Raw genomic sequence first — 14,282 nt, forward strand, 5'->3', positions numbered from 1 at the left:
CGCCGGTCGCTTCGGCGCCGACCGCAACCGCCGCATCCGCCACGGCCGCCGCCGCACCGGCTTCGGGCGCCACCGACGCGTCGGCCGCCGCTGCCGCGTCGGCACCGGCCGCACCCGCCGCGCCGACCGCACCGTTCTCCGTCGATTCGTCGAAGATCAGCGCGGGCGACACCGCGTGGATGCTGACCTCCACCGCGCTCGTGCTGTTCATGACGATCCCGGGCCTCGCGCTGTTCTACGCAGGCATGGTCCGCAAGAAGAACGTGCTGGCAACGGTGATGCAAAGCTTCGCGATCACCGCGGTGATCACGGTGCTGTGGACGGTGATTGGCTACAGCCTCGCGTTCACGCCGGGCAACGGCTTCATCGGCGGCCTGTCGCGCACGTTCCTGCACGGGATGAACTACATCCACGGCGACAAGGCGACGACGCTGACCGTCAGCCACCTCGCGCCGACGATTCCGGAATCGGTCTACTTCGTCTACCAGATGACGTTCGCGATCATCACGCCGGCGCTGATCTGCGGCGCATTCGCCGATCGCATGAAGTTCTCGGCGATGCTCGTGTTCATGACGCTCTGGTCGCTGATCGTCTACGTGCCGATCGCGCACATGGTGTGGGAGCCGACCGGCTGGCTGTCGTCCGACGGCGTGCTCGACTTCGCGGGCGGCACCGTGGTGCACATCAACGCCGGTATCGCGGGCCTCGTGTCGTGCCTGATGCTCGGCAAGCGCGTCGGCTTCGGCCGCGAATCGATGGCGCCGCACAACCTCGTGCTGACGATGATCGGCGGCTCGATGCTGTGGGTCGGCTGGTTCGGCTTCAACGCGGGTTCGGCGGTTGCGGCTGACGGCCGTGCCGGCTTCGCGATGCTGACGACGCAAGTCGCGACGGCCTGCGCGGCGCTCGGCTGGATGTTCGCCGAGTGGGTCTCGCACGGCAAGCCGTCGGTGCTCGGCATCGTGTCGGGTGCGGTCGCGGGTCTCGTCGCGATCACGCCGGCGGCCGGCTTCGTCGGCGTGCCGGGTGCGCTCGCGATCGGCATCGCGGCCGGCGTCGTGTGCTTCTGGTCAGCGACGTGGCTCAAGTCGAAGCTCGGCTACGACGATTCGCTCGATGCGTTCGGCGTGCACGGCGTGGGCGGGATTCTCGGCGCGCTGCTGACGGGCGTGTTTGCGGTCAAGGATATCGGCGGCGCCGACGGCAGTCTGCTGCTGCAGGCCAAGGGCGTGGCGATCACGCTGGTCTACAGCGGCGTGCTGAGCTTCGTGCTGCTGAAGCTGATCGACCTGACGATCGGCCTGCGCGTGTCGGAAGAGGAAGAGCGCGAAGGCCTCGACGTGGTGCTGCACGGCGAGCACGTCGAATAAGTCATAAGAATGACCGGCGGGCCGCCGCGACGACGGCGCCCGCCACGAATGAGCGCAGCGACTTCGGCCCGCCCCACCCGGCGGGCTTTTTTTCTCCTGCTGCGCGCTGCCGTAGCGCATAACCCTTAGCGCTATCGGGTCAATAGCCGAAAACTTCCTCCAAACCCTTGCGAAGCCGGGAACAATCCCCAAATGGGCAAAGCAATTGCTCTACAATCTTCATTCTCCCGCTCGCGAGTGATTCATGGTTCCCCACCTCGTTACCGCGTTGAACGGTCCGCTGCTCGAACTCGAGCAGAAGATCCTCGACGCGACGCCTGCGATCGAACGCTGGTTCAGGCTCGAATGGCAGGAACATACGCCGCCGTTCTATTGTTCGGTGGACCTGCGCAACGCCGGCTTCAAGCTGGCGCCCGTCGACGCGAACCTGTTTCCCGGCGCATTCAACAATCTGCCGTCCGAAGTGCTGCCGCTCGCCGTACAGGCCGCGATGGCCGCGATCGAGAAGATCTGCCCGGACGCGAAGAACCTGCTCGTGATTCCCGAGCTGCCCACCCGCAACGCGTTCTATCTCGAAAACGTCGCGCGCCTCGCGACGATCATGCGCCAGGCCGGCCTGAACGTGCGCTTCGGGTCGCTCGACCCGAGCATCACCGACATGACGCCGATCACGCTGGCCGACGGCCAGAAGATCGTGCTCGAACCGCTCGAGCGTTCGCAGCGCCGCCTCGGCCTGAAGAATTTCGATCCGTGCTCGATCCTGCTGAACAACGACTTGTCGGCCGGCATTCCGGGCGTGCTGGAAAACCTGCACGAGCAGTACCTGCTGCCGCCGCTGCACGCGGGCTGGGCCGTGCGCCGCAAGTCGACGCACTTCTCGTGCTACGACGACGTCGCGAAGAAGTTCGCGAAGATGGTCGGCGTCGATCCGTGGATGGTGAATCCGTATTTCGCGCACGTGGAAGGCGTCGACTGGCAGGCGCATGAAGGCGAGCAGGCGCTCGCCGACGCGATCGACGGCGTGCTGAAGAAGATCGCGCGCAAGTACCGCGAATACGGGATCAGCGAGAAGCCGTACGTCGTCGTGAAGGCCGACGCGGGCACGGCGGGGCGCGGCGTGATGACCGTGCACGACGCGGCCGAGATCGGCCGCATGTCGAAAGCCGAGCGCGCGCAGATGGCCGAGTCGAAGGCCGGCCTCGCGGTGCGCGACGTGATCGTGCAGGAAGGCGTGTATACGTTCGAGCGCGTCGGCGACGAAGTCGCGGAGCCCGTCGTGTACATGATCGACCGCTACGTGGTCGGCGGCTTCTACCGCACGCACGCCGGCCGCGAGCGCGACCAGAACCTGAACGCGCCCGGCATGCACTACGTGCCGCTCGGCTTCGAGCACACCGCGCTGCCGGATGCCGGCGCGAAGCCGGGTGCCGCACCGCCGAACCGTTTCTACATGTACGGCGTCGTCGCGCGGCTGTCGCTGATCGCGTCGTCGATCGAACTGGAAAAGACCGATCCCGAAGCCATCCAGGTGTAACGGACCTTCGCCAAGTACAGGACCTCATGGACATTCTCTTTATCGCCGACCCGCTCGAGCGCTTCAAGATCTACAAGGATTCGACCTACGCGATGATGGCGGAGGCCGCGCGGCGCGGGCATGCGATCTACGCGTGCGAGCCGCGCCACCTCGCGTGGACGGGTTCCGCCGTCGAGGCGGACGTACGGCGCGTCACGTTCGTCGGCGAGCTGGACGACCTGCATCGCGACACCTGGTACGAAGAAGGGCCCGTCGATGCGCGCCGCCTCGAATCGTTCGGCGCGGTGCTGATGCGCAAGGATCCGCCGTTCGACATGGAATACGTGACGTCCACCTGGCTGCTGGAGCTGGCCGAGCGCGCGGGCGCACGCGTGTTCAACAAGGCGCAGTCGATCCGCGACCATTCTGAGAAGCTCGCGATCGGCGAGTTTCCGCAGTTCGTCGCGCCGACGCTCGTCACGCGCGATGCGAAACGGCTGCGCGCGTTCCATGCCGAGCACGGCGACGTGATCCTGAAGCCGCTCGACGGGATGGGCGGGATGGGCGTGTTCCGCGTGAAGCCGGACGGCATGAACCTCGGTTCGATCATCGAGATGCTGAGCCACGACGGCACGCGCTCGGTGATGGCGCAGAAATTCATCCCCGAGATCAAGGCCGGCGACAAGCGCATCCTGCTGATCGGCGGCGAGCCGGTGCCGTATTCGCTCGCCCGGATTCCGCAGGGCAGCGAGGTGCGCGGCAATCTCGCGGCGGGCGGGCTCGGTGTCGCGCAGCCGCTGACCGCGCGCGATCGCGAGATCGCCGACACGCTCGGCCCGGTGCTCGCGGCACGCGGGCTGCTGCTGGTCGGCCTCGATGCGATCGGCGACTGGCTGACCGAGGTGAACGTCACGAGTCCGACGTGTTTCCGCGAGATCATGGAGCAAACCGGCTTCGACGTCGCCGCGATGTTCATCGACGCGCTGGAGCGTGCGGCCGCGTAGGCCGTCTCCCGCGCAACCCCGGCGGCGGCCGCGCAGGTCCCCCGTCGCCGGAGCAGTTCGACCGGCCTGCTACAATGCCCGCTTGCCCGGTGCCGCGATCGCGCACCGAAGGCCCGGCGGTCGGGCCGACACTGTTGCAAGGCTGATCATGAAACGTTTCCCACACTCGCTACGCTCATTGCCCCGCCGTGGGGTGTCGGCCCGCCAGGGGCGGCCGGGAGCGATCTGACATGGCCGGGATTCTGATCATCGCACACGCCCCGCTCGCTACCGCGTTGCGGGACTGCATCGCGCACATCTACGGCGGCGTGCCCGCACGCATCGGCTGTATCGACGTAATGGCGGACAGCGATCCGACCCAGGTGATGGCGTTCGCGCACGCGGAACTCGCGCGGCTCAGGGAAGAGAATGGCGTGGTCGTGCTGACCGACATGTACGGCGCGACGCCGGCGAACATCGCGGGCCAGCTCGCGAAGCTCGACAACGTGCGCGTGCTCGCGGGCGTGAACCTGCCGATGCTGGTGCGGGTCGTCTGCTACCGCACCGTGCCGCTCGACAAGCTGGTCGACAAGGCGCTGTCCGGCGGCGCGAAGGGCGTCCACGAGGTGTCGGCCGGTACGCCGCCGCCGCCGACGGAAACCGGCTGCGGCCAGTGCGCGCCGATTCCGCCCGAACCGCAGCCGCGCACCGAGTCGCACTGATTTCCCGTTTTCCGTTTTAGACAGCACCGCCGACGCGCGCCGCCGGCGGCCCCGACCGACCCGACCGAGAATCATGCTTCAACAAGAAACCACCATCGTCAATAAATTGGGGCTCCATGCGCGCGCATCGGCCAAGCTCACGCAACTGGCCGGCAACTTCCAGTCGGAAGTCTGGATGACACGCAACGGGCGCAAGATCAATGCGAAGAGCATCATGGGCGTGATGATGCTGGCGGCGGGCATCGGCAGCACCGTGACGATCGAGACCGAAGGGTCCGACGAGCAGGAAGCGATGGACGCACTGCTGAAGCTGATCGCCGACAAGTTCGGCGAAGGCCAGTGATCCTCACGCGGGATCGTTGCCGTTTCCAGCCAGAATGCCGCGGATTCCGCGGCATTTTTTTCGTCGGAAGCATTGATGCGGAATGCGCAATGCTGCGGTGCATGCAGTCAGCGGGGAGTCGCGGAATTTATAATCGCTAACCGGGGTCATAAGCGCATCGCAGCAGTGTGCCGCGGCTTTACTTGTACAGAGGAGGTGCGCGTGTCCTTCACGCTGCATGGCATTCCCGTCTCACGTGGTATCGCGATCGGGCGAGCGTATCTGATCGCGCCGGCGGCGCTCGACGTCGCCCATTACCTGGTCGAGGCAAACCAGATCGATGCGGAGGTCGAGCGCTTCCGCACGGCGCTCGAGGTCGTGCATCACGAACTCGAAGCGCTGCGCGCCGATCTGACCGACGACACCCCGAGCGAAGTCGGCGCATTCATCGACGTGCACGCGATGATCCTGAGCGACGAGATGCTCGTGCAGGAAACCATCGACCTGATCCGCACGCGCCGCTACAACGTCGAGTGGGCGCTGACCGAGCAGCTCGAGCTGCTCACGCGCCACTTCGACGACATCGAGGACGAATACCTGCGCGAGCGCAAGGCCGACATCGAGCAGGTGGTCGAGCGCGTGCTGAAGGCGCTCGCCGGTGCACCGTCCGCGTCGCAGGCATTGGACCGCGCGGCCAAGAACGGCACGAACGAGATGATCGTCGTCGCGCACGACATCGCGCCGGCCGACATGATGCAGTTCAAGTCGCAGTCGTTCCAGGCGTTCGTCACCGACCTCGGCGGGCGCACGTCGCACACGGCGATCGTCGCGCGCAGCCTCGGCATCCCGGCCGCGGTCGGCGTGCAGCACGCGAGCGCACTGATCCGCCAGGACGACCTGATCATCGTCGACGGCGACCAGGGCATCGTGATCGTCGATCCGGCGCCGATCGTCCTCGAGGAATATTCGTACCGGCAGTCCGAAAAGTTGCTGGAGCAACGCAAGCTGCAGCGTCTGAAGTTCTCGCCGACGCAAACGTTATGCGGCACCAAGATCGAGCTGTACGCGAACATCGAGCTGCCCGACGACGCGAAGGCGGCCGTCGAGGCCGGTGCGGTCGGTGTCGGGCTGTTCCGTTCCGAGTTCCTGTTCATGCATCAGAAGGAGATGCCGGAGGAGGAGGAGCAGTTCGCCGCGTACAAGCGGGCCGTCGAGTGGATGAAGGGCATGCCGGTGACGATCCGCACGATCGACGTCGGCGCGGACAAGCCGCTCGAGGCGCTCGACGAAGGCTACGAGACGGCGCCGAACCCGGCGCTCGGTCTGCGCGCGATCCGCTGGAGCCTGTCCGAGCCGCAGATGTTCCTCACGCAGTTGCGTGCGATCCTGCGCGCGTCCGCGTTCGGCCAGGTGAAGATCCTGATCCCGATGCTCGCGCACGCGCAGGAGATCGACCAGACGCTCGACCTGATCCGCGAGGCGAAGCGCCAGCTCGACGACGCGGGGCTCGCATACGATCCGAACGTGCGGATCGGCGCGATGATCGAGATTCCGGCCGCGGCGATCGCGCTGCCGCTGTTCCTGAAGCGGTTCGATTTCCTGTCGATCGGCACGAACGACCTGATCCAGTACACGCTCGCGATCGACCGCGCCGACAACGCGGTCGCGCATCTGTACGACCCGCTGCATCCGGCCGTGCTGCACCTGATCGCCTATACGTTGCGCGAAGCGAAGCGCGCGGGCGTGTCGGTGTCGGTCTGCGGGGAGATGGCCGGCGATCCGGCGCTCACGCGCCTGTTGCTCGGGATGGGGCTCACCGAGTTCTCGATGCACCCGAGCCAGTTGCTGGTCGTGAAGCAGGAGATCCTGCGTGCGCACCTGAAGGCGCTCGAAAAGCCGACGGCCGACGTGCTCGCCGCGTTCGAGCCGGAAGAAGTGCAGGCCGCGTTGCAGCGCCTGTCGGTTGCCGAACCGCGCGCCGACGCGGCTGCGTAGGCGCTCACGGCGCCGCTCAAACTGTAGGAAGTGTCACAACGCATGCGCCGAGCGGCGCATGCCCGTCGCGCGTCAGTGCCGGTCCCCGCACACGGGGCAGTCGGCCTGGCGCGCGATTTTCATCGTCGTCCATTCCATCCGCAGCGAGTCGAGCATCATCAGCCGCCCGTTGAGCGTCTTGCCGATGCCGCCGATCACGCGCAGCGCCTCGGCGGCCTGCATCGCGCCGATGATCCCGACCGTCGGCGCGAACACGCCCATCGTCGCGCACGCGACTTCCTCGAACGGCTGGTCTTCCGGAAACACGCACGCATAGCAGGGCGCGGCCGGGTCGCGGAAATCGAACGTGCTGATCTGGCCGTCGAAGCGCAGCGCGGCGCCCGACACGAGCGGCACGCCGTGCGCGACGCACGCGCGGTTGATCGCGTGTCGCGTCGCGAAGTTGTCGGTGCAGTCGAGCACGACGGTCGCGCGCGGTACGTGCGCGTCGAGCCACGCGTCGTCGACGCGCTCGGCGACCGCGTGCACCTTCACCTCGGGGTTCAGTTGCGCCAGCGCGTCGCGCCCCGATTCGACCTTGCTGCGGCCGACCGATGCCGTCACGTGCAGGATCTGCCGCTGCAGGTTCGTCAGGTCGACCGTATCGGCGTCGACGAGCGTGATCGTGCCGACGCCCGATGCCGCGAGATACATCGCGGCGGGCGAGCCGAGACCACCCGCGCCAACGACGATCGCGTGCGCATCGAGAAAGCGCTGCTGCGCCTCGATGCCGATTTCGTCGACGAGGATGTGACGGGAGTAGCGAAGGAGTTGATCGTCGTTCATGGGGAGTCGTGAGCGAGGCGGCGGACGTGTCGTTATTTTAGGCGCGCATGAAAAACGGGCCATCGCGGTCTTCCCGCGATGGCCCGTCGGATGCCGGCCGGCGCTTACTGCGGCGCCGACGCGGGCTTGGGTGCGGCTGCCGGCTTCGCGCTTGCGCCCGATGCCTTCGAGCCCGCCGCAGCCTTGCCGGCCGGGCTCTTCGTCGTGCTCTCGGCGAGCAGCGACTTCGATTCCTGGACCGGCTTGCCTTCGAGCTTGTTGAGCGCCTGCTGCATCATGAAGTCGTCGGCGCTGCCGAACTCGATCGGCTTGCGATCGCGATCCTTCTGGCGCTGCTCCGGCGTCTTCTTGTCGTTCTGCTCTTCGAGGATCCGCAGCTGATCCATCCGGCGCTGCTCGCGGTCTTCCTGTTCCTTCTTCTCGTTCGGATCCTGCGTGTTCGCGAGGTGGTTCGAGTAGTCGACCTCACGCGTCACGAGCACGTCGTCCGGATCGCCGTCCGCGTACTGATCGACCGGCACGTCCGGCGTGATGCCCTTGTTCTGAATCGAACGGCCGCTCGGCGTGTAGTAGTACGCGGTGGTCAGGCGCAGCGCGGTGTCGGCCGTCATCGGGCGGACCGTCTGCACCGAACCCTTGCCGAACGTCGTCTTGCCCATGATCTGCGCGCGCTTCGAGTCCTGCAGCGCACCGGCGACGATTTCCGACGCGGACGCCGAATAGGCGTTCGTCAGCACGATCATCGGCACGGTCTTGAAGACCGGCGGCAGGTTCTTCAGCGGATCGCCATCGAAGGACGGCAGGCGATAGTTGTCGTACGTATCGCGGTAGACCTGCTTCGAATCGGCGATCTGGCCGTTGGTCGACACGACGACGGAGTCGGGCGGCAGGAACGCGCCGGCCACGCCGACCGCGCTCTGCAGCAGGCCGCCGCCGTTGTTGCGCAGGTCGAGGACGAGGCCCTTCAGGTTCGGCTGCTGGCGTGCGATGTCCTGCAGCTTCTGGGCGAGATCGGGCGTCGTGCGCTCCTGGAAGCTCGTGATGCGGACATAGGCGTAGCCCGGATCGAGGATCTTCATCTTCACGCTCTGGACCTTGATGATCGCGCGCGTGACCGTGACCGGGAACGTGCGGTCGTCGCTCTTGCGGAAAATCGTCAGCGTGACCTTGGTGCCCGGCTCGCCGCGCATCTGCTTCACAGCCTTGTCGAGCGTCATGCCGCGCACCGGCTTGTCGTTGATGCGCGTGATCAGGTCGCCCGGACGGATGCCGGCGCGGAACGCGGGCGTATCTTCGATCGGCGAGATCACCTTGACGAGGCCGTCTTCCTGCGAGATCTCGATGCCGAGACCCGCGAAGCGGCCCTTCGTCTGCTCCTGCAGCTCGTCATAGTCGGTCTTGTCGAGGAACGACGAGTGCGGGTCGAGGCTCGACACCATGCCCTTGATCGCGGCCGTCAGCAGCTTCTTGTCGTCGACCGGTTCGACGTACTCGCGCTTGATCTGTCCGAAGACTTCCGCGAACAGGCGGAGCTGGTCGAGGGGAAGCGGCGCCGTGGCGGTCTGCTCGGCCGATGCGGAAACCTGCAGCGTGGCGAACACGCCCGTGGCGAGGCCCGCGGCAATCAGGCCGATGTTCTTCAATTTCATTCGCATAGAGATCTGGTGCGGTCGGGAAGCGCGTGGCGGTAGCGGGGATGATGTAGCGGACAAGTATAACTGTTCGTCCGATAACTCAGTGGAACGGCGCGAAAAGCGTCGAAAAGGGCCGGGAGCCAGCCCGGCGGGGCGCCGCCGCATGCGCTGCGGGTTCGAAAGCGGTTTCGACAGCGCCGGAGCCGCGAAGGTTCGCGCAGTGCGCCGGGCAGGGGCGGGGGCCGGGCATGCCGCGCCGGACGCGGCTCACCCGGCCGACGGGCGTTAGCCCGCCTTGCCCTGCTTCGCGACGGCGGCTTGCGCCTGCGCGATCGCGTCCTGGTCGCCGAGGTAATAGTGCTTGATCGGCTTCAGGTTTTCGTCGAGTTCATACACGAGCGGCACGCCGTTCGGGATGTTCAGGCCGACGATGTCGCTGTCCGAGATGCCGTCGAGGTACTTGATCAGCGCGCGCAGCGAGTTGCCGTGCGCGGCGATCAGCACCTGCTTGCCGGCGCGGACTGCCGGCGCGATCGACTCGTTCCACAGCGGCAGCACGCGCGCGACCGTATCCTTCAGGCATTCGGTGAGCGGCAGTTGCTCGCGCGGCACCTTCGCATAGCGCGGGTCGTTGAACGGCGCGCGTTCGTCGGTCGGCTCGAGCGCGGGCGGCGGCGTGTCGTAGCTGCGGCGCCACACGAGCACCTGGTCGTCGCCGAACTTCGCGGCCGTTTCCGCCTTGTTCAGGCCCGACAGCGCGCCGTAGTGGCGCTCGTTCAGGCGCCACGAGTGGACGACCGGCAGGTACATGAGGTCCATCTTGTCCTGCACGTGCCACAGCGTGCGGATCGCGCGCTTGAGGACGGACGTGTACGCGATGTCGAACGTGTAGCCGGCCTCCTTGAGCAATTCGCCGGCCTGGTAGGCCTCGTTGCGACCCTGTTCGGTCAGGTCGACGTCGACCCAGCCGGTGAAGCGGTTTTCCTTGTTCCACGTCGATTCGCCGTGGCGGATGAGAACGAGTTTGTACATGGATCTTGCGGTCGGTAGTGAAGGAAGCTGTGGCGCATCGAGCAGGACCCGACCCGGGCCCGCCATCGCGCAAGACGGTTATTTTATAATGGCGGGATTGTCCTCATCCGATTTCTCTTTTTCCGGCGGAATTCCGTGACGTTCTTTACCGATTACACCAACCTGGCCCTTATCGCGATCCTGGTGGTATCCGGCGGCCTGCTGGCCTGGCCCGTGCTGCGCCGCGGCCGTGGCGGCCTGTCGGCCGCAGAGGCGACGCAACTCATCAACCGCCGCAACGCGGTCGTGATCGACGTGCGCGCCGCGTCCGATTTCGCTGCCGGCCACCTGCCGTCGGCACGTCAGGTCGCGGCGGGCGAGATCGGCACGAAGATCGCGCAGGTCGCGAAGAACAAGAGCACGCCGGTGCTGCTCGTCTGCCAGAACGGCCAGCAGTCGCAGAAGGCGGCGCGCGAGGTCGAGGCGGCGGGCTACGCCGAGGTGCACGTGCTCGAGGGTGGCGTGGCCGCCTGGCAGCAGGCCGGGATGCCGGTCGTCAAACAAGGAGTGGCGAAGTGAACAAGGTTTTGATGTACAGCACGCAGGTGTGTCCGTATTGCATCCAGGCCGAGCGCCTGCTGAAGCTGCGCGGTGTCGAGCAGATCGAGAAGGTCCTGATCGACCGCGATCCGGCCCGCCGCGACGAAATGATGACGCGCACGGGGCGCCGCACGGTGCCGCAGATCTATATCGGCGACACGCACGTCGGCGGTTACGACGATCTGTCGAAGCTCGACCGCGAAGGCGGGCTCGTCCCGCTTCTGCAAGCGGCCTGATTAGGGCAGAATGGCCGCCGGCCGCGCTGCGGCTTGAGCGCGCAGGATTATCCGAGGCGGCCGGCGAGAAGCCGGGCCGCCCCGTCACCACTTTTAGGGAAACACCATGTCCGACGTCGAAAACCAACCGTTCTTCAACATCCAGCGCGTCTACCTGAAGGATATGTCGCTCGAGCAGCCGAATTCGCCGGCGATCTTCCTCGAGCAGGACATGCCGTCGGTTGAAGTCGAAGTCGACGTCAAGGCCGACCGCCTCGCGGAAAGCGTGTTCGAAGTCGTCGTGTCGGGCACCGTCACCGCGAAGGTGAAGGACAAGGTCGCGTTCCTGATCGAAGCGAAGCAGGCCGGCATTTTCGACATCCGCAACATTCCGGACGAACAGCTCGACCCGCTCGTCGGCATCGCATGCCCGACGATCCTGTTCCCGTACCTGCGTTCGAACATCGCCGACGCGATCACGCGCGCGGGCTTCCCGCCGATCCACCTGGCGGAAATCAACTTCCAGGCGCTGTACGAACAACGCCTCGCGCAGCTTCAGCAGCAGGCCGGTGCCGCAGCAGGTGCACCGAACGGCACGACGCTGAACTGACGTTTCATTCGGAGGACCGGTGCTGGGTATGAAAGTAGCCGTTCTCGGCGCCGGTGCCTGGGGCACCGCGCTCGCGGGCCATCTGGCCGCGCGGCACGATACGCTTCTGTGGGCGCGCGACGCCGCGCTCATCGCCGGGCTGCAGGCCCGGCACGAAAATTCCCGCTATCTGGGCGGCATCGCGCTGCCTGACGCATTGCGCTACGACGCCGATCTCGGCGCCGCGCTCGCGCATGGCGCCGCGGGCGACGCACTGTGCGTGATCGCCGCGCCCGTGGCCGGGCTGCGCACGCTGTGTCACGCGATGCGTGACGCAGGCTGCGTGCCCGCGCACGTCGTATGGGTTTGCAAGGGCTTCGAGGCCGACACGCATCTGCTGCCGCATCAGGTGATCGCGGCCGAACTGCCCGAACAGCACAGCAACGGCGTGCTGTCGGGGCCGAGCTTCGCGCGCGAGGTCGGGCAGTCGCTGCCCGTCGCGCTGACGGTGGCAAGCACGTCCGCCGAATGCCGCGAGCGCACGCTCGCCGCGTTCCATCACGGCGCGATGCGGATCTATACGGGCGACGACGTGGTCGGCGTCGAGGTTGGCGGCGCGGTGAAGAACGTGCTCGCGATCGCGACCGGCATCGCCGACGGCCTCGGTCTCGGTCTGAACGCACGCGCCGCGCTGATTACGCGCGGGCTTGCCGAAATGTCGCGGCTCGGCGTCGCGCTCGGCGGCCGCGCGGAGACCTTCACGGGCCTCACGGGCCTCGGCGACCTGATCCTCACCGCCACGGGCGACCTGTCGCGCAACCGCACGGTCGGCCTGCAACTGGCGGCCGGCCGCACGCTGAACGATATCCTCGGCGCGCTTGGCCACGTGGCCGAAGGCGTGCGCTGCGCGCAGGCCGTGCTGGCCATCGCGCGCGCGCAGTCGATCGAAATGCCGATCACCGAAGCCGTATGCGGCGTGCTGTTCGACGGCATCGCACCGCGCGACGCGGTCAGCGGCCTGCTGCGGCGCGACGCACGCGCCGAGTAACGTGGCACGGCGCCGTCTGGCGCCGTGTTTGCGTCGGGCGCGCGGCGTCAAAGCGCGCTACGCTTGAACAGTCTCCGGCGTTCCGGGAGGTTGTCATGCTGCAGATCCTTTCCACCACGCTCGATGCGCAGGTCGTCGACATCACGACACTCGATGTCGACGCGATCGTCAACGCCGCGAACGGCTCGCTGCTCGGCGGAGGCGGCGTCGACGGCGCGATCCACCGCGCGGCCGGCCCCGGCCTGCTCGCCGAATGCCGCACGCTCGGCGGCTGCGAGACGGGCGATGCCAAGCTCACGCGCGGCCACGGGCTGCCGGCGCGCTACGTGATCCACGCGGTCGGGCCCGTGTGGCATGGCGGCGGGCGTGGCGAGGCCGAGCTGCTCGCGTCGTGCTACCGGCGCGCGATCGAGCTGGCCGAGGAGGTCGCGGCAACGTCGATCGCGTTCCCGGCGATCAGCTGCGGCATCTATCGCTATCCGGCTGAAGAAGCCGTCGAGATCGCGGTGGGCACCGTCGCCGAAATGCTGCCGCAGGCGCCGAACCTCACACGCGTGGTGTTCGCGTGCTTTTCCCCCGACATTTATGGCCTGTATCGCGCGCGGCTCGCGCGGACGTGACGCGTCCCGCGGGGCGGGATGCGCCGCGCCGGCGTCATGCGCCGCCTTCGAAGCCGGCCTGGCGCCACGCCTCGAACACGACCACCGCGACCGTGTTCGACAGGTTCAGGCTGCGGTTGTCCGGCCGCATCGGCAGGCGCACGCGCTGTTCGTTCGGGAAGCGCTCGAGCAGCTCCGCGGGCAGGCCGCGCGTTTCCGAGCCGAACACGAACCAGTCGCCGGGCAGGAATGCATGATCGTGGAAACGGCCCGAGCCGCGCGTCGTGAACGCGAACATTCGCGTGGGGTCGGGCGTTTCTGCCGTGACGAACGCGTCCCAGTCGCGGTGCACGCGCATCTGCGCGTACTCGTGATAGTCGAGGCCCGCGCGGCGCATGCGCGCGTCGTCGAGCGGGAAGCCGAGCGGCTCGATCAGGTGCAGGCGCGCGCCCGTGTTGGCGCACAGGCGGATCACGTTGCCGGTGTTCGGCGGAATTTCGGGAGCGACGAGGACGACGTTGAACATGTTTCGGTTTGGCTGGGCCGGCCGGGGCAGCGCGACGCGTGCGCGTTCCCGGCCGGCCGGTTCATGACGGCCGCCGCCGTATCCGGGCGGCTGGCCTCTCTATCTAATTAGTCCCTGGCGGTGCGCAGCGCAACCAGATTCGTCACGCGTGCGGCGCCCGCCGCCTTGAGCGCCTGCGCGGCGGCCGCGAGCGTCGCGCCGGAGGTCATCACGTCGTCGACGAGCGCGACGTGGCGGCCGGCGACGCCACCCGCCACCGCGAATGCCGCCATCACGTTGTCGCGCCGTGCGTGCCGGTCGAGCCGCGACTGCGGCGCGGTGTCGGCGACG

Annotated in this window: 16 protein-coding genes; 11 read left to right on the forward strand and 5 right to left on the reverse strand. The window is 67.2% G+C overall.

Annotation, left to right across the window (positions count from 1 at the left end):
* From BDO18943_RS41330 to ptsP, 6 genes are all read left to right on the forward strand, one after another.
* A partial coding sequence (locus tag BDO18943_RS41330) for an ammonium transporter (protein WP_175026590.1) occupies positions 1–1,370 on the forward strand: 1,370 nt, incomplete at its 5' end.
* A 244-nt stretch (positions 1,371–1,614) separates the two neighbouring features.
* Positions 1,615–2,904, forward strand: coding sequence for a glutamate--cysteine ligase (gene gshA, locus BDO18943_RS41335; RefSeq protein ID WP_043187192.1), 1,290 nt, complete (start codon positions 1,615–1,617; stop codon positions 2,902–2,904).
* A 26-nt stretch (positions 2,905–2,930) separates the two neighbouring features.
* Positions 2,931–3,887 carry a glutathione synthase gene (gene gshB, locus BDO18943_RS41340; RefSeq protein ID WP_175026591.1) on the forward strand — a complete coding sequence of 319 codons (957 nt, stop codon included), beginning with the start codon at positions 2,931–2,933 and terminating at the stop codon, positions 3,885–3,887.
* Between the two features lie 230 nt (positions 3,888–4,117).
* Positions 4,118–4,588 (forward strand): PTS sugar transporter subunit IIA, encoded by a 471-nt coding sequence (locus tag BDO18943_RS41345; protein WP_043187196.1) that lies wholly within the window; start codon positions 4,118–4,120, stop codon positions 4,586–4,588.
* Between the two features lie 73 nt (positions 4,589–4,661).
* A complete protein-coding gene (locus BDO18943_RS41350; RefSeq protein ID WP_011353292.1) occupies positions 4,662–4,931 on the forward strand; it encodes an HPr family phosphocarrier protein in 270 nt (89 codons plus the stop codon).
* 201 nt (positions 4,932–5,132) lie between these two features.
* Positions 5,133–6,905, forward strand: a complete 1,773-nt coding sequence (ptsP, locus tag BDO18943_RS41355) for a phosphoenolpyruvate--protein phosphotransferase (protein WP_043187426.1) — start codon at positions 5,133–5,135, stop codon at positions 6,903–6,905.
* A gap of 72 nt (positions 6,906–6,977) precedes the next feature.
* On the opposite strand, the gene BDO18943_RS41360 is transcribed toward ptsP, so the two are convergent.
* From BDO18943_RS41360 to gpmA, 3 genes are all read right to left on the reverse strand, one after another.
* A complete protein-coding gene (locus tag BDO18943_RS41360; RefSeq protein WP_175026592.1) occupies positions 6,978–7,730 on the reverse strand; it encodes a HesA/MoeB/ThiF family protein in 753 nt (250 codons plus the stop codon).
* A gap of 104 nt (positions 7,731–7,834) precedes the next feature.
* Entirely contained in the window at positions 7,835–9,385 is a 1,551-nt protein-coding gene (locus BDO18943_RS41365) for a S41 family peptidase (protein WP_043187202.1), read from the reverse strand.
* Positions 9,386–9,649: 264 nt separating this feature from the next.
* Complete coding sequence (gene gpmA / locus BDO18943_RS41370; protein ID WP_027789056.1) at positions 9,650–10,396, reverse strand: 2,3-diphosphoglycerate-dependent phosphoglycerate mutase; 747 nt, start codon at positions 10,394–10,396, stop codon at positions 9,650–9,652.
* A gap of 135 nt (positions 10,397–10,531) precedes the next feature.
* Between gpmA and BDO18943_RS41375 the strand changes: the two genes are divergently transcribed.
* The 5 genes from BDO18943_RS41375 (at position 10,532) to BDO18943_RS41395 (ending at position 13,447) form a co-directional block, all read left to right on the forward strand.
* A complete protein-coding gene (locus tag BDO18943_RS41375; RefSeq protein ID WP_089451322.1) occupies positions 10,532–10,954 on the forward strand; it encodes a rhodanese-like domain-containing protein in 423 nt (140 codons plus the stop codon).
* Positions 10,951–11,211: a glutaredoxin 3 gene (gene grxC / locus BDO18943_RS41380; RefSeq protein ID WP_039346228.1), complete on the forward strand. Its 261-nt coding sequence runs from the start codon at positions 10,951–10,953 to the stop codon at positions 11,209–11,211. The genes BDO18943_RS41375 and grxC overlap by 4 nt, the downstream gene beginning before the upstream one ends.
* 106 nt (positions 11,212–11,317) lie before the next feature.
* On the forward strand, positions 11,318–11,800 hold the full coding sequence (gene secB / locus BDO18943_RS41385; RefSeq protein WP_011353285.1) for a protein-export chaperone SecB: 483 nt from the start codon (positions 11,318–11,320) through the stop codon (positions 11,798–11,800).
* A 28-nt stretch (positions 11,801–11,828) separates the two neighbouring features.
* Positions 11,829–12,827: an NAD(P)H-dependent glycerol-3-phosphate dehydrogenase gene (locus tag BDO18943_RS41390; RefSeq protein WP_175026593.1), complete on the forward strand. Its 999-nt coding sequence runs from the start codon at positions 11,829–11,831 to the stop codon at positions 12,825–12,827.
* A 95-nt stretch (positions 12,828–12,922) separates the two neighbouring features.
* Positions 12,923–13,447 (forward strand): O-acetyl-ADP-ribose deacetylase, encoded by a 525-nt coding sequence (locus tag BDO18943_RS41395; protein WP_175026594.1) that lies wholly within the window; start codon positions 12,923–12,925, stop codon positions 13,445–13,447.
* 34 nt (positions 13,448–13,481) lie between these two features.
* Here the strand turns inward: BDO18943_RS41395 and trmL are convergent, their stop codons facing one another.
* Positions 13,482–13,952 (reverse strand): tRNA (uridine(34)/cytosine(34)/5-carboxymethylaminomethyluridine(34)-2'-O)-methyltransferase TrmL, encoded by a 471-nt coding sequence (gene trmL, locus BDO18943_RS41400; RefSeq protein ID WP_175026595.1) that lies wholly within the window; start codon positions 13,950–13,952, stop codon positions 13,482–13,484.
* Positions 13,953–14,059: 107 nt separating this feature from the next.
* Positions 14,060–14,282: phosphoribosyltransferase family protein (locus BDO18943_RS41405; protein WP_265328616.1), on the reverse strand; the 223-nt coding region annotated here is incomplete at its 5' end.

The organism is Burkholderia aenigmatica, from assembly GCF_902499175.1.
Classification (GTDB): Bacteria; Pseudomonadota; Gammaproteobacteria; order Burkholderiales; family Burkholderiaceae; genus Burkholderia; species Burkholderia aenigmatica.